Below are 15002 nucleotides of genomic sequence, written 5' to 3' on the forward strand. Positions count from 1 at the left end.
TTTGTTTACGGCAGGACTTTCTTAAGCAAATGCTCAAGTGTTGCCACTTCGTCCGCCGTCAGGTTTTTTGTTAATTCTTGATGCAGGTCCTGGCCAACTAATTGATGGCATTGTTCACATATTGCCGCGCCGCTGGTGGTAAGTTTTACCAGTACGCCGCGCTTGTCATTCGGGTTCGGCAACCTTTCCACCCAGCCTTTACAGACCAGGCGATCCAGCATACGGGTCAGCGCCCCCAGGTCGACCGATAACACTTTTTTCAGTTCAACCGGAGTAATACACGCCGCGCAGCGGATAGAGCAGAGCACCTTAAACTGTGCCGCGGTAATATCCAGCGGAGACAGATACTCGTTAAGCAGGCGATCTTTCTTCTGATTAACCATATGGATCAAGCGACCCAATGGAATAATTTCATTGAACAGATCGCTGGTACTTTTCACATTAGTTGCCCTGGCAAGTAATTAGTTGCAGGGGATAATATTGCCCAGGCAAGTATAAGTCAAATGAATGAATTGACCGATGCCACGTTTTGCTAAATCGGTTCAAGTTTTGGTCAATGCGATGCAAGGCTAGCTAAAGAGTGACACTTTATCGTTGTTTACCCCTTATACTTTTCGCTGATAACCCAGATACACAGGATAACAACCACCAATGTTAGATTTATTTAAAGCAATTGGCCTGGGGCTGGTGGTGTTACTACCGTTAGCTAACCCATTAACAACTGTCGCGTTATTTCTTGGCCTGGCAGGCAACATGAACAGTGCCGAACGTAATCGTCAGTCGTTGATGGCCTCGGTGTACGTCTTTGCCATCATGATGGTGGCGTATTACGCCGGGCAACTGGTGATGGATACATTTGGCATTTCGATTCCCGGTCTGCGAATTGCAGGCGGCTTAATCGTCGCGTTTATCGGTTTTCGGATGCTCTTTCCGCAACAGAAAGCGATTGATTCACCGGAGGCGAAAAGCAAGTCGGAAGAGCTGGAAGATGAACCCAGCGCCAATATTGCTTTTGTACCACTGGCAATGCCAAGTACCGCCGGTCCGGGAACCATAGCGATGATTATTAGCTCGGCGTCCACAGTGCGTCAGAGTTCAACCTTTGCTGATTGGGTACTGATGGTTGCGCCGCCGCTGATCTTTTTCCTGGTGGCGGTTATTTTGTGGGGAAGTCTACGCAGCTCTGGCGCAATTATGCGGCTGGTGGGTAAGGGGGGCATTGAAGCGATCTCCCGTCTGATGGGATTCCTGCTGGTATGTATGGGGGTGCAGTTTATTATTAACGGCATCCTGGAAATCATTAAAACGTACCACTAAAAAAGGCCCAAATGGGCCTTTCAACTATTGCGTCTGTTCTTCGAGTGTCACTGGCCAGCGGCGGAAAATGATGATTGACCATATTAACGCGGCAAAAGCAGGCACCGCGCCCACATAACCAATCATCGACATTGACCAGTGCAGACTGACCTGATTACCTACCAACGCACCCGCGCCGATTCCAATATTAAATATCCCGGAGAATAGCGCCATCGCGACGTCGGTAGCATCTGGTGCCAGCGCCAGCACTTTAACCTGCATACCAAGCCCAATGATCATCATCGCTATCCCCCAGAAAATACTCAGCACCCCGAGGTGTATTTCACTGTTCGCCGCAGATAGCAGCAGTGCCAGGCACACCAGCAACAGCGCAATCGCCGTACTCACCAACGCAGACGCATACTGATTACCCAGTTTACCGAAAATCACGCTGCCAATAATGCCCGCACCACCGAGTAATAACAGTAATGCCGTGGCAAAGTTGGCGCTGAATCCCGCAATGTTTTGCACAAAAGGCTCGATATAGCTGTATGCCGTGTAATGGGCGGTGACAACCACCACAGTTAACAAATAAATGCTCATCAATGCCGGGCGGCGGAATAATAGCGGGAGGCTTTTCAGCGAACCGGAATGCTCACTGGGCAGTAAGGGAAGTAACTTAATCAGGCACAAAAGGGTGATAAGCGCCCCGATACCAATCGCGAAGAAGGTCATTCGCCAACCGAAATACTGCCCCACAATGCGCCCGAGAGGTAAACCTAATACCATTGCCAGTGCAGTACCGGTGGCAATTAAACTCAACGCCTGCGCTCGCTTCCCGGCCGGAGCCATACGGATCGCCAGAGACGCCGTAATCGACCAGAAAATCGCATGTGCAAAAGCCACACCAATGCGACTGATCACCAGAACGGTAAAACTCCACGATAAAAACGACAGTACGTGGCTGGCAATAAACACTACAAACAGGCAGATCAGTAATTTGCGCCGTTCAACCTGGCTGGTCATTAACATAAAAGGCAATGACATTAGCGCTACTACCCATGCGTAAATGGTCAACATAATGCCGACCTGAGCGGTTTGCATGTGAAAACTTTGCGCAATGTCAGAGAGCAGGCCAACTGGGACAAATTCGGTGGTGTTGAAGATGAAGGCGGCGACTGCCAGCGTAACGACCCGTAGCCACGCCACTTTGCGGGAAACAGTGTTTGTTGTCATAACAGATTATCGGGTGAGTTGCGAAAAAGTGATGAAATGATCTTAAAACGGTTAATGATGTGAATACAATGCATTTGTGATCTGGATCGCGTTTTCCGTTTCTCTGACGCTGATTCTTTCACGCGTCAGAGAGTCGGTCACATCACGGTTTAATAACGTTCAGGGAGGTCTGGCGTTTTGGAGGTTGCGGGTATAGGTGGTCTGACAGGGGAGCGAGGCCTGTTTTTCACCAGGTCTTCATGAGTAACTTTTGGCGGCGTTTCATTTTTTACAAAAAGTTTGAGGGTCTTGCACGCCATATGTTTGATAATTTTATCATCACTTAATGATGCTGGCATCAACACGTCAATCAAATCACTTTCATTGGGATTCATAAATTGGTGATAGTGCAATAACATATTGGCGAAAAATAAAAATAAGTCCTGAAAATGTGGAAAATCTTGTTCTGCTAAAATGGATAAAAAGCAGATGCAGACTTCGGGTAGTACATGTTTGTTAGAACCTAGTGAATCCATCAGACTTTGCAATAAATCCTCTTTTAATTCGCTGTCCGTTATGTCGAGAATAGCGGTGAGCAAGTTAGGTTCTTTATTCCCGAACCATCTGTGAACCTCAGAGTTATTCCATAATCGGGGGAGTATGACAAAATTACCGCGAGAGATAAAATTCAGGACAAGCAAATCAAACTGGCGTAAGTAATCTGCAGCGGTATGGTGATCCGGATGCAGGGGTTCAATATGTGGCGTATGCGCTCTTTTGATAGGAACGCCAGGGTTGATCATTGGAAATTGTTCAATAAAATCATTCAGAAACAGAAAGAGTACACGCTCGACGCCGGTCTGAAATACGCGCCCCATAGTGACAGGCTTTGGGTTGGGAGCGCAAAAAATATTAATTTCCCCATCATGGCGGAAATTATCTAAATAAATAGGGCTTAAATTTATTACTACCTGAAATTCAATATTTTCTTTGTGTCTTCCATTCCTGGCAGGATAAGTGAGTTTAAATTGAACCTTTTCATTGTATAGCGTGTTGTTACCCCGGAAAGAGGTTCTCTGAATATATGATAAGTTGTCAAGGTTATTAAATATCTTTTTTGTGGCTGAGCTGATGTTTAAAGACGTACGCCACTCTTCATCACATATTATAGTACTTAGCGCATCAATAAAATCCTTTAAAACTTCTTTTACCTGTGGTGCAATATTACGAACGGGAAAATCATCAGGAAGAGATATGTAATTGCTGATGCTTACTGGCGTAACCATATTTGCCCCATATAGTCATAAGTCATCGGAGCATCACTATATAGAGCATATTAGCCGCAAGAACTATCAAAAATAGCTCATTGCTAACTCTGTTTTGCCGAGTCAGACACATCCAGTAGTTGAATAAATGCCTCAAGCGGACGCGTTTTCGCACCGCGACGCCAGACCAGCCAGGTTGTTAACCAACGCCATTGCTCAGCTAACGGCCACGCTTCAACCTGGTGATGCCCCGGCATACTTTCCAGCATAGAGCGTGGAATAAGCGCAATGCCTGCTCCTGCGACCACACAGGCCAACATCCCGTGATACGACTCCATCTCGTGAATAGTTCCCGGAGCGGCACCGTCAGCATGAAACCAGCTCTCGAAGTGGCGACGATACGAACAATTGGCGCGGAAGGCATAAATGTTACTGCCATTAACCTGACTGGCACGGGTTACTGGCGCATGTCCTTGTGGCGTGACAATCATCAGCTCCTCGCGGTACACCGGTATCCCGTCAATGGCAGTATGGTTAATGGGCCCATCAATAAACGCCGCATTCAGTTTTCCCTCCAGCACCCCTTCCAGCATAGTGCCGGAAGGGCCGGTGGAAAGTGAAAACTGAATTTTGGGATAACGACGGTTAAATTCCGCCAGCGTGGCCGGAATGCGCACTGCTGCGGTGCTTTCCAGCGAACCAAGAGAAAATAAACCTTGCGGCTCATCGCCAGCGACAATGCTCCGCGCTTCATCCACTAATGCGAGAATTTGTTGGCTATAGCGTAAAAAGTTATGCCCGGCAGGCGAGAGACGTAAACGCTGATTCTCGCGAATAAACAGATCAACCCCCAGTTCTGTTTCCAGCTGGCGTAGACGGGTAGTGAGATTCGACGGCACGCGATGCACTTTTGCTGCAGCCTGGGTTATGCTGCCAGCTTCGGCAACCGCGTTGAACATCTCCAGTTGGGTCAGATCCATAATATTCTCGATTCGTGAATAAGTGGCTTAATATTATTCATTTTAAAGCAAGAGTAAATCTGCGTATCTTCATACAATGACTCATAAAGGAGATACCCCGATGACCATTACTCCGGAAACTCATGCAATTTCGATAAATCCTGCCACCGGTGAACAACTTTCTGTGCTGCCGTGGGCTGGCGCTGACGATATCGAAAACGCACTTCAGCTGGCGGCAGCAGGCTTTCGCGACTGGCGCGAGACAAATATAGATTATCGTGCTGAAAAACTGCGCGATATCGGTAAGGCTCTGCGTGTCCGTAGCGAAGAAATGGCGCAAATGATCACCCGTGAAATGGGCAAACCAATCAACCAGGCGCGCGCTGAAGTGGCGAAATCGGCGAATTTGTGTGACTGGTATGCAGAACATGGTCCGGCAATGCTGAAGGCGGAACCTACGCTGGTGGAAAATCAGCAGGCAGTTATTGAGTATCGACCGTTGGGGACAATTCTGGCGATTATGCCGTGGAATTTTCCGTTATGGCAGGTGATGCGTGGCGCGGTTCCCATCATTCTTGCAGGTAACGGCTACTTACTTAAACATGCGCCGAATGTGATGGGCTGTGCACAGCTCATTGCCCAGGTGTTTAAAGATGCGGGTATCCCACAAGGCGTATATGGCTGGCTGAATGCCGACAACGACGGCGTCAGTCAGATGATTAAAGACTCGCGCATTGCTGCTGTCACGGTGACCGGAAGTGTTCGTGCGGGAGCGGCTATTGGCGCACAGGCTGGAGCGGCACTGAAAAAATGCGTACTGGAACTGGGCGGTTCGGATCCATTTATTGTGCTTAACGATGCCGATCTGGAACTGGCGGTTAAAGCGGCGGTAGCCGGACGTTATCAGAATACCGGACAGGTTTGTGCAGCGGCAAAACGCTTTATCATCGAAGAGGGAATTGCTTCGCCATTTACCGAACGTTTTGTGGCAGCTGCGGCAGCCTTGAAAATGGGCGATCCCCGTGACGAAGAGAACACTCTCGGACCAATGGCTCGTTTTGATTTACGTGATGAGCTGCATCATCAGGTGGAGAAAACCCTGGCGCAGGGTGCGCGTTTGTTACTGGGCGGGGAAAAGATGGCTGGGGCAGGTAACTACTATCCGCCAACGGTTCTGGCGAATGTTACCCCAGAAATGACCGCGTTTCGGGAAGAAATGTTTGGCCCCGTTGCGGCAATCACGATTGCGAAAGATGCAGAACATGCACTGGAACTGGCTAATGATAGCGAGTTCGGCCTTTCAGCGACCATTTTTACCACTGACGAAACACAGGCCGGACAGATGGCGGCACGTCTGGAATGCGGTGGGGTGTTTATCAATGGTTATTGTGCCAGCGACGCGCGAGTGGCCTTTGGTGGCGTGAAAAAGAGTGGCTTTGGTCGTGAGCTTTCCCATTTCGGCTTACACGAATTCTGTAATATCCAGACGGTGTGGAAAGACCGGATCTGACGCTACATATTCAGCTCTGATATACTCGCAGGTCTTTTCAGACCTGCGGTCCAGGAGTAGAAAGTGGCAGTCGCCATGGATAATGCAATTTTAGAAAACATCTTGCGGCAAGTGCGGCCGCTCATTGGTCAGGGTAAAGTCGCGGATTATATTCCGGCGCTGGCTACGGTAGACGGTTCCCGATTGGGCATTGCTATCTGTACCGTTGACGGACAGCTTTTTCAGGCCGGAGACGCGCAAGAACGTTTTTCCATTCAGTCTATTTCCAAAGTGCTGAGTCTCGTTGTCGCCATGCGTCATTACTCCGAAGAGGAAATCTGGCAACGCGTCGGCAAAGATCCGTCTGGATCACCGTTCAATTCTTTAGTGCAACTGGAAATGGAGCAGGGTATTCCGCGTAATCCGTTTATTAATGCCGGTGCGCTGGTGGTCTGCGATATGTTGCAAGGGCGATTAAGCGCTCCTCGGCAACGTATGCTGGAAGTCGTGCGCGGCTTAAGCGGTGTGTCTGATATTTCCTACGATACGGTGGTAGCGCGTTCCGAATTTGAACACTCCGCGCGAAATGCGGCTATCGCCTGGCTGATGAAGTCGTTTGGCAATTTCAATCATGACGTGACAACCGTTCTGCAAAACTACTTTCATTACTGCGCTCTGAAAATGAGCTGTGTAGAGCTGGCCCGGACGTTTGTCTTTCTGGCTAATCAGGGGAAAGCTATTCATATTGATGAACCTGTGGTGACGCCAATGCAGGCGCGGCAAATTAACGCACTGATGGCGACCAGTGGTATGTACCAGAACGCGGGGGAGTTTGCCTGGCGGGTGGGACTACCGGCGAAATCTGGCGTTGGTGGCGGTATTGTGGCGATTGTTCCGCATGAAATGGCCATCGCAGTCTGGAGCCCGGAACTGGATGATGCCGGTAACTCGCTTGCGGGCATTGCTGTCCTTGAACAATTGACGAAACAACTAGGGCGTTCGGTTTATTAATGCAGTCTCTCGATCCACTCTTCGCGCGTTTATCCCGTTCAAAATTTCGCTCTCGGTTTCGTTTGGGCATGAAAGAGCGTCAGTATTGTCTGGAGAAAGGCGCGCCAGTCATCGAACAACATGCGGCGGATTTTGTCGCTAAACGTCTTGCTCCGGCATTACCGACTAATGACGGTAAGCAAACCCCCATGCGCGGGCATCCTGTGTTTATCGCTCAGCACGCCACTGCAACCTGTTGTCGCGGTTGTCTGGCTAAGTGGCATAACATTCCGCAGGGTGTTTCGTTAAGCGAGGAACAACAACGTTATATCGTGGCGGTAATCTATCACTGGTTGGTTATACAGATGAATCAGCCATGATAATTGCGGAAAACGATAAAATAGCATTCCCAGGATATCTTTATTTGCCGCCGCTGTCAGCGAACATGCTATCCTTTATAAGAATTTACTTATTACGTTGAGATAATTGCCACCCGCAATTGTATGGACAGATAATTAATGCATGTACAGCCCATTTCAACTTTCCGTTTGTTCCAGGAAGGTCATCTGCTACGTAATAGCATCGCTATTTTTGCGCTAACCACGCTGTTCTATTTTATTGGTGCAGAGTTACGGCTGGTTCACGAACTTTCTCTTTTCTGGCCGCTGAATGGCGTAATGGCGGGGGTGTTTGCCCGCTATGTCTGGCTTAATCGACTGCATTACTATGCGATCAGTTATGTGGCAATGCTGGTTTATGATGCCATAACCACCGAATGGGGGCTGGTTTCACTGGCTATCAATTTCTCCAATATGATGTTTATTGTTACCGTCGCCTTACTGGTCGCGCGGGATAAGCGTCTGGGGAAAAATAAGTACGAGCCAGTAAGTGCCTTACGGCTATTTAATTACTGTCTGATTGCCGCATTATTATGCGCTATTGTCGGGGCGATTGGTTCGGTCAGTATTGATAGTCTGGATTTCTGGCCTTTGCTTGCCGACTGGTTCAGTGAGCAATTCTCAACGGGCGTGTTGATCGTGCCTTGTATGCTGACGTTGGCAATTCCTGGAGTGCTGCCGCGCTTTAAAGCAGAACAGATGATGCCCGCTATCGCGCTTATTGTGTCGGTTATTGCCTCGGTAGTCATTGGCGGAGCGGGGAGTCTGGCGTTCCCGCTGCCTGCATTAATCTGGTGTGCAGTGCGCTATACGCCGCAGGTAACATGTCTGTTGACCTTTGTCACCGGTGCGGTGGAAATCGTACTGGTGGCAAATTCGGTGATTGATATCTCGGTCGGTTCGCCATTCTCCATTCCAGAAATGTTCTCCGCACGTCTCGGTATTGCCACGATGGCGATATGCCCAATTATGGTTTCTTTTAGCGTGGCAGCGATCAATTCGCTAATGAAGCAAGTTGCGCTGCGAGCCGACTTTGATTTTCTGACTCAGGTTTACTCACGGTCCGGTCTTTATGAGGCGCTGAAAAGTCCATCGCTGAAACAGACACAACATCTGACTGTCATGCTGCTTGATATCGACTATTTCAAAAGCATTAACGATAACTATGGACATGAATGTGGCGATAAAGTGTTAAGCGTGTTTGCCCAGCATATTCAGAAGATTGTCGGTGATAAGGGGCTGGTGGCGCGAATGGGCGGCGAAGAATTTGCTGTTGCAGTGCCGTCGGTGAATCCTGTCGATGGTTTGCTAATGGCGGAAAAAATCCGTAAAGGCGTTGAATTGCAACCGTTCACCTGGCAACAAAAAACGCTTTATCTCACGGTAAGTATTGGCGTCGGTAGTGGATGCGCATCGTACCGAACGCTGACCGATGACTTTAATAAATTGATGGTCGAAGCCGATACGTGTCTGTATCGCTCGAAGAAAGATGGGCGCAACCGTACCAGCACTATGCGTTACGGTGAGGAAGTTGTCTGACATCTTTATTTACTCAGAGCGATTTAAATGCAATGTGTTCTACCACTTTATGATCCAAGAAAAGGCCTGTTTCCTCGATTAAACCATGATCCGCGCCACACTTTTCTCATAAAACTGCTCATTAATCATCAGGAGTTGATCAAAACAGGGGTTCGGCGTATTAAAGTTTGCTAACCTGTCGTACCAATTCAAACAGGTTGTATGACTAATCAGAAGGGAACCCATTGTGAAAACACTAAATCGTCGCGATTTTCCCGGTGCAAAGTATCCAGAACGTATCATTCAGTTTGGTGAAGGTAACTTCCTGCGCGCCTTTGTTGACTGGCAAATCGATCTCCTGAATGAGCACACCGATCTGAATTCTGGCGTGGTCGTTGTTCGTCCGATTGAAACTTCATTCCCGCCGTCACTGAGCACGCAGGATGGTCTGTACACCACCATTATCCGTGGTCTGAACGAGAAGGGGGAAGCGGTCAGCGACGCGCGTCTGATTCGCTCTGTTAATCGTGAAATCAGCGTCTACAGTGAATACGATGAATTCCTGAAACTGGCGCACAACCCGGAAATGCGCTTTGTTTTCTCTAACACCACCGAAGCGGGTATCAGCTACCATGCGGGCGATAAATTCGATGACGCGCCAGCGGTAAGTTATCCGGCAAAACTGACCCGTCTGCTGTTCGAACGTTTTAGCCATTTCAACGGAGCGCAGGATAAAGGTTGGATCATCATCCCATGTGAACTGATCGACTATAACGGCGATGCACTGCGTGAACTGGTGCTGCGCTACGCGCAAGAGTGGGCACTACCAGAAGCATTTATTCAATGGCTGGATCAGGCTAACAGCTTCTGTTCTACGCTGGTGGACCGTATCGTTACCGGCTATCCGCGTGATGAAGTGGCTAAACTGGAAGAAGAACTGGGTTATCACGATGGTTTCCTCGACACCGCTGAACACTTTTACCTGTTTGTGATTCAGGGGCCGAAATCCTTAGCGACTGAGCTGCGTCTGGACAAATATCCGCTCAACGTGCTGATTGTTGACGATATTAAACCGTATAAAGAGCGCAAAGTGGCAATCCTCAACGGTGCACACACGGCGCTGGTGCCGGTGGCGTTCCAGGCAGGGCTGGATACTGTAGGTGAAGCGATGAACGATGCTGAAATTTGTGCATTCGTTGAAAAAGCCATCTACGAAGAGATTATTCCGGTACTGGATTTGCCTCGTGATGAACTGGAATCTTTCGCCAGTGCAGTCACCGGACGTTTCCGTAATCCGTACATCAAGCATCAGCTGCTGTCTATCGCGCTTAACGGTATGACCAAGTTCCGCACCCGTATCCTGCCGCAGCTGCTGGCAGGGCAGAAGGCAAACGGCACACTTCCGGCGCGCCTGACTTTCGCATTAGCGGCATTGATTGCGTTTTATCGCGGTGAGCGTAATGGAGAAACATATCCGGTACAGGACGATGCACACTGGCTGGAACGTTATCAGCAACTCTGGAGCCAGCATCGTGACCGTGTTATCGGTACCCAGGAACTGGTAGCGATTGTGTTGGCAGAAAAAGACCACTGGGAGCAGGACCTGACGCAAGTGCCTGGTCTGGTCGAGCAGGTGGCTAATGACCTGGATGTGATTCTCGAAAAAGGAATGCGCGAAGCTGTACGTCCGTTGTGCTAATACTCTGAACCCGGTTTCGACCGGGTTTCTTATTTCACTATATTAGTTACAACATCCTATGTGCCTTTATCATTAACGGGTGCCATATGCCACACCTGTAAATGTTGTAAGCTTGTAGGTAATTTGTACGTAGCGTCTTGAGAATGTGATCGTAATCACGTTTAATAGGGCGACTTTTCCACGCCTGAAGATAACCATGATTGTTCGTCCACAACAACACTGGCTGCGCCGTATTTTTGTCTGGCACGGTTCAGTATTATCCAAGATATCCTCGCGCTTACTACTCAATTTTCTCTTTTCTATCGCTGTTATTTTCATGCTGCCCTGGTACACGCATTTGGGCATTAAATTCACCCTCGCACCTTTCAGCATTCTCGGTGTCGCCATCGCCATTTTTCTTGGTTTTCGTAATAATGCCGGGTACGCCCGTTACGTTGAAGCGCGAAAACTTTGGGGGCAGTTGATGATTGCCTCACGGTCGTTACTGCGCGAGGTAAAAACGACATTGCCGGATTCGGCAAGTGTAAGGGAGTTTGCCCGGCTGCAAATCGCCTTCGCCCACTGTTTACGCATGACATTACGCAAACAACCACAGGCGGAAGTGCTGGCACATTATCTCAAGACTGAAGATCTTCAGCGTGTACTGGCTTCAAACACTCCAGCTAACCGTATTTTGTTGATAATGGGGGAGTGGTTGGCGGTTCAGCGACGCAATGGACAGCTTTCAGATATCCTGTTTATTAGCCTCAACGATCGGCTTAATGATATTTCAGCGGTTCTGGCAGGCTGCGAGCGCATTGCCTATACGCCAATTCCCTTTGCCTACACCCTGATTTTGCATCGTACCGTTTATCTGTTTTGTATCATGCTGCCGTTCGCGCTGGTCGTGGATCTGCATTACATGACGCCTTTTATCTCTGTGCTGATTTCCTACACTTTTATTTCGCTGGATTGTCTGGCGGAAGAACTGGAAGATCCCTTCGGTACTGAAAACAATGATTTACCGCTGGATGCTATCTGCAACGCTATTGAAATTGACCTGTTACAGATGAACGATGAAGCAGAAATTCCGGCAAAAATTCTTCCCGATCGTCATTACCAGCTGAGGTAATATTTACTCCGTACGCCGGGCAACAATAAACAGACGCGGAAATGCCAGCAGTATCTGTCCGTTCTCTTGCAGTGGATACTGCTCTTCCAGCATCTGATGGTAGCGCGTAAGAAAATGCTGCTGTTCGCTCTCGGTCAGATCCTGTAACCACGGACGTAATCCAGTGGCGGTCACCCAATCGATAATCGCCTGGTGCGACGGCATCTGGTGATAGTAGGTGGTTCGCCAGATATCGACCTCACATCCGGCTTCGCTCAAAATATCGTAGTAAGCATGAACGCCAGCCAGCGGCTCACGCCCGCGATCCGGATAATTTTGTTCCCAGGCGACTTCGCGCATGAGCACATGGGTTGGCTCTAGCCAGTTATCTGGCATCTGTACTGCCAACACACCATGCGAATTAAGTAAAGAAACCAGATGAGGGAACAATTCGTAGTGGTCGGGCAGCCATTGCAGTGAGGCATTAGCGAAAATCAGATCCAGTGTCTATTCCGGTTGCCAGTTGCGGATATCTGCTTCCACAAACTGGCAGTCTGGCAAAGCACTGCGCGCTTCGGCAATCATCGCCGGAGACGAGTCGATGCCTGTTATCCTGGCCGCAGGCCAACGTTGATGCAGCAGGGCGGTGCTGATACCTGGGCCACAGCCAAGATCGGCAACGTATTTGATATTCTCCAGCGGCACTCTGGCAAGCAGCTCCACCGCCGGACGCGATCGTTCAGCGGCAAAGTGCAGATATAAAGAGGGGTTCCAGTCAGACATTTATTTACTCCCGTCAGCGCGTTACCCCTAGTGTAGATAAAACTGATAAATTCGCCTCACGGCATCAACCCATTGAACAGACGTTTTTTACGCGGCCCGGTCATTAAAGATTCCAGTTTCGCGACACAGGTTTTGTAATGGGGCGTGGTTTTATGGAATGCCACTGCGTCTTCATCTTTATAGGCTTCGTAGATATAAAAGCGCGAATTCACTTCAGGGTCCTGTAAGACATCGAAGCGCAAATTGCCTTCTTCCTGTACCGAGCCCAGGTGGTTCTGGCGAAAGACCTCGATAAACTCGTCAACTTTGTCTTCATGAACGTTAATTTCAACCAGTGTGACGTGCATAATTCTTCTCCTTAAATCCGCAGTTACTGTTTTTCACTCAGATAGAGTTCATATGCCCGATCAGCCGTTTCGTTATGGTGTACCACCGCCTGTACGGCTTTCATCATCGCCACCGGATGTTCAGACTGGAAAATATTACGCCCCATATCCACACCAGAAGCGCCCTGATCGATAGCCTGCCAGCACATTTCCAGCGCTTCGCGCTCCGGTAACTTTTTACCGCCAGCAATAACAATGGGTACCGGACATCCGGCAACAATCCGTTCAAAACCTTTATCGACATAATAGGTTTTGATAATTTGCGCCCCCATTTCAGCGGCGATTCGAGTCGCGAGCGAGAAATAGCGCTGATCGCGCACCATATCTTTGCCCACGCCTGTCACGGCCATGGTCGGCATTCCCACTTTCATTCCGGCATCGACCAGCTGAATAATATTTTTGATCGACTGATGTTCATATTCGCTGCCGATATAAACCTGCGCCGCCACCGCGCAACTGTTCAGGCGCACGGCATCATCCATCGATAACGCCACGGCTTCATTACTTAATTCCGCCAGAATAGAGTTTGCACCTGACGCCCGTAGTACCACCGGCTTATTGGTCGCCGGGGGGACTACGCTGCGCAAAATGCCGCGCGTACACATTAATACATCGGCATGTTCAAACAGCGGGGCGATATTTATATCAATGCGTTCAAGTCCGGTAGTCGGCCCCTGAAAATAACCATGATCAAAGGCCAGCATCACGGTTTTACCCGTTTTCGGATTAAATATCCGCGATAAGCGTGACTGCATTCCCCAATCCAGTGCACCGCAACCTTTCAGGGTAAAAGGGATATTTTGTTGCGGTTGATCGGTACGAAAATCTTTACCATCTTTAATATCGTCTAAATCTGCCATAACGTACTCCGGTTAAGTAATGCACATCAGAAATCGTATTTGCCGATATTCTCTTTGTTGAATATCACGCGCTCCGGTAACAGTACGATGCCATTACCATCCGCTTCGTAGTCATAGCCCTGAACGCTGTTTGGCGAGACTTCCACCTGACCTACGCCCTGAATATCCAGCTTGTCGCCCGTTTTCATTGATCCTTTTTTCAATAATGCATCCGCGACATAAACTGAAATTTTGCCTTGCTGAACCACATCCCACAGGCCAAATTCTTTCACCGTGCCGCGCTCTACATACGGGCGCATCACATTTGGCGTACTGAATCCGACAATCGCAACTTTGTCATTTTTCAGGTTTTCTGCGGCTTGTGCGGCAGCGGGCAGGGCGTTGGCATCGGGGGCGATAATGGCGTCGAGATCGCTATACGCTTTTAATATTCCTTCTGCGGTTTGTAACGATTTAGTGGCATCGTTATAGCCAAACTGCGTAGTGACAATTTCCCAGCCAGGATGCTCTTTGGCGATTTTCGCTTTCGCTTCTTTCACCCACTGGTTTTGGTCCGTAACGGTGGGGCTTGAGTAGAAAAACGCGACTTTGGCTTTGTCTTTATTCACCTGACGCGCCGCCATATCCACCAACATACCTCCCAACTGGGCGGGCGTTCCCTGATTAATGTAGTAAGAGCGGCACTCCGGTTTGGTATCAGAGTCCCAGGTCAGCACTCTCACACCACGTTGCATGGCGCGTTTCAGTGCCGGACACAAGCCATCAGGCGAAACCGCAGAAACGATAATGGCGTTATACCCCTGATTGACGAAGTTATTAATCAACTGTACCTGACCAGAAACACTGGGTTCTGTCGGCCCGTCGTAGGTCACATCAACGCCCAGCTCTTTACCCGCTTGTTGTGCGCCGTTGCCACCGCTGGTAAAAAATCCTACGCCAACCAGTTTGGGAATAAATGCAATACGCTCTGCCGCCTGCACATTCATAGAGATTACGGCAATGCCAAGCGCGCTAAGTAAGGCGATTTTCTTAAAGCGATGAAGTGTCATGAAGA

At 49.1% G+C, this 15002-nt stretch carries 14 protein-coding genes and 1 pseudogene; 7 read left to right on the forward strand and 8 right to left on the reverse strand.

The genetic code is table 11. The features are described from left to right. Window positions 1–5 precede the first annotated feature (5 nt). On the reverse strand, window positions 6–440 hold the full coding sequence (gene marR, locus ACJHYR_RS01055) for a multiple antibiotic resistance transcriptional regulator MarR (RefSeq protein WP_000843419.1): 435 nt from the start codon (window positions 438–440) through the stop codon (window positions 6–8). 211 nt (window positions 441–651) lie between these two features. On the opposite strand from marR, the gene marC reads away from it, so the two are divergent. Beyond that, window positions 652–1317, forward strand: a complete 666-nt coding sequence (gene marC / locus ACJHYR_RS01060) for an NAAT family transporter MarC (RefSeq protein ID WP_000885033.1) — start codon at window positions 652–654, stop codon at window positions 1315–1317. 24 nt (window positions 1318–1341) lie between these two features. On the opposite strand, the gene ydeA is transcribed toward marC, so the two are convergent. The 3 genes from ydeA to ptrR all read right to left on the reverse strand — a co-directional run bounded on the left by ydeA (window position 1342) and on the right by ptrR (window position 4756). After that, complete coding sequence (ydeA, locus tag ACJHYR_RS01065; protein ID WP_059328089.1) at window positions 1342–2532, reverse strand: L-arabinose MFS transporter; 1191 nt, start codon at window positions 2530–2532, stop codon at window positions 1342–1344. Window positions 2533–2681: 149 nt separating this feature from the next. After that, window positions 2682–3797, reverse strand: coding sequence for a putative protein YneK (yneK, locus tag ACJHYR_RS01070; protein ID WP_059328090.1), 1116 nt, complete (start codon window positions 3795–3797; stop codon window positions 2682–2684). 83 nt (window positions 3798–3880) lie between these two features. After that, window positions 3881–4756, reverse strand: a complete 876-nt coding sequence (gene ptrR / locus ACJHYR_RS01075; protein WP_001587065.1) for a putrescine utilization regulator PtrR — start codon at window positions 4754–4756, stop codon at window positions 3881–3883. Between the two features lie 100 nt (window positions 4757–4856). On the opposite strand from ptrR, the gene sad reads away from it, so the two are divergent. The 6 genes from sad (at window position 4857) to ACJHYR_RS01105 (ending at window position 11940) form a co-directional block, all read left to right on the forward strand. Next, a complete protein-coding gene (gene sad, locus ACJHYR_RS01080; RefSeq protein ID WP_001587064.1) occupies window positions 4857–6245 on the forward strand; it encodes a succinate-semialdehyde dehydrogenase in 1389 nt (462 codons plus the stop codon). 63 nt (window positions 6246–6308) lie between these two features. Continuing rightward, the gene (gene glsB / locus ACJHYR_RS01085; RefSeq protein ID WP_001587063.1) at window positions 6309–7235 is read left to right on the forward strand and encodes a glutaminase B; all 927 of its coding nucleotides are present in this window, start codon (window positions 6309–6311) and stop codon (window positions 7233–7235) included. Next, entirely contained in the window at window positions 7235–7594 is a 360-nt protein-coding gene (locus tag ACJHYR_RS01090) for a DUF4186 domain-containing protein (protein WP_001559156.1), read from the forward strand. The genes glsB and ACJHYR_RS01090 overlap by 1 nt, the downstream gene beginning before the upstream one ends. A 138-nt stretch (window positions 7595–7732) precedes the next feature. Further along, window positions 7733–9151 (forward strand): diguanylate cyclase, encoded by a 1419-nt coding sequence (locus tag ACJHYR_RS01095; protein ID WP_000558438.1) that lies wholly within the window; start codon window positions 7733–7735, stop codon window positions 9149–9151. Window positions 9152–9377: 226 nt separating this feature from the next. Further along, window positions 9378–10829 (forward strand): tagaturonate reductase, encoded by a 1452-nt coding sequence (gene uxaB / locus ACJHYR_RS01100; protein ID WP_000854600.1) that lies wholly within the window; start codon window positions 9378–9380, stop codon window positions 10827–10829. Window positions 10830–11025: 196 nt separating this feature from the next. Next, window positions 11026–11940, forward strand: a complete 915-nt coding sequence (locus ACJHYR_RS01105; RefSeq protein WP_000637083.1) for a bestrophin family protein — start codon at window positions 11026–11028, stop codon at window positions 11938–11940. 3 nt (window positions 11941–11943) lie between these two features. On the opposite strand, the pseudogene tam reads toward ACJHYR_RS01105, so the two are convergent. From tam to lsrB, 4 genes and pseudogenes are all read right to left on the reverse strand, one after another. Next, window positions 11944–12702 (reverse strand): annotated as a pseudogene (gene tam, locus ACJHYR_RS01110) (trans-aconitate 2-methyltransferase). Window positions 12703–12758: 56 nt separating this feature from the next. Next, window positions 12759–13049 (reverse strand): (4S)-4-hydroxy-5-phosphonooxypentane-2,3-dione isomerase, encoded by a 291-nt coding sequence (gene lsrG, locus ACJHYR_RS01115; protein ID WP_000558527.1) that lies wholly within the window; start codon window positions 13047–13049, stop codon window positions 12759–12761. 23 nt (window positions 13050–13072) lie between these two features. Next, window positions 13073–13948, reverse strand: a complete 876-nt coding sequence (lsrF, locus tag ACJHYR_RS01120; RefSeq protein ID WP_000774181.1) for a 3-hydroxy-5-phosphonooxypentane-2,4-dione thiolase — start codon at window positions 13946–13948, stop codon at window positions 13073–13075. A 26-nt stretch (window positions 13949–13974) separates the two neighbouring features. After that, window positions 13975–14997 (reverse strand): autoinducer 2 ABC transporter substrate-binding protein LsrB, encoded by a 1023-nt coding sequence (gene lsrB, locus ACJHYR_RS01125; protein ID WP_000172485.1) that lies wholly within the window; start codon window positions 14995–14997, stop codon window positions 13975–13977. Between the last annotated feature and the right edge of the window lie 5 nt (window positions 14998–15002).

The organism is Escherichia sp. WS1450, assembly GCF_046487395.1.
In the GTDB taxonomy this organism is placed as follows: Bacteria; Pseudomonadota; Gammaproteobacteria; order Enterobacterales; family Enterobacteriaceae; genus Escherichia; species Escherichia coli.

What these genes read in the sequence shown, in the direction of transcription:
- marC (WP_000885033.1), top strand. Translation starts at nt 652, where the DNA reads ATGTTAGATTTATTTAAAGCAATTGGCCTGGGGCTGGTGGTGTTACTA.
- ydeA (WP_059328089.1), bottom strand. Translation starts at nt 2,532, where the DNA reads ATGACAACAAACACTGTTTCCCGCAAAGTGGCGTGGCTACGGGTCGTT.
- yneK (WP_059328090.1), bottom strand. Translation starts at nt 3,797, where the DNA reads ATGGTTACGCCAGTAAGCATCAGCAATTACATATCTCTTCCTGATGAT.
- ptrR (WP_001587065.1), bottom strand. Translation starts at nt 4,756, where the DNA reads ATGGATCTGACCCAACTGGAGATGTTCAACGCGGTTGCCGAAGCTGGC.
- sad (WP_001587064.1), top strand. Translation starts at nt 4,857, where the DNA reads ATGACCATTACTCCGGAAACTCATGCAATTTCGATAAATCCTGCCACC.
- ACJHYR_RS01090 (WP_001559156.1), top strand. Translation starts at nt 7,235, where the DNA reads ATGCAGTCTCTCGATCCACTCTTCGCGCGTTTATCCCGTTCAAAATTT.
- ACJHYR_RS01095 (WP_000558438.1), top strand. Translation starts at nt 7,733, where the DNA reads ATGCATGTACAGCCCATTTCAACTTTCCGTTTGTTCCAGGAAGGTCAT.
- ACJHYR_RS01105 (WP_000637083.1), top strand. Translation starts at nt 11,026, where the DNA reads ATGATTGTTCGTCCACAACAACACTGGCTGCGCCGTATTTTTGTCTGG.
- lsrG (WP_000558527.1), bottom strand. Translation starts at nt 13,049, where the DNA reads ATGCACGTCACACTGGTTGAAATTAACGTTCATGAAGACAAAGTTGAC.
- lsrF (WP_000774181.1), bottom strand. Translation starts at nt 13,948, where the DNA reads ATGGCAGATTTAGACGATATTAAAGATGGTAAAGATTTTCGTACCGAT.
- lsrB (WP_000172485.1), bottom strand. Translation starts at nt 14,997, where the DNA reads ATGACACTTCATCGCTTTAAGAAAATCGCCTTACTTAGCGCGCTTGGC.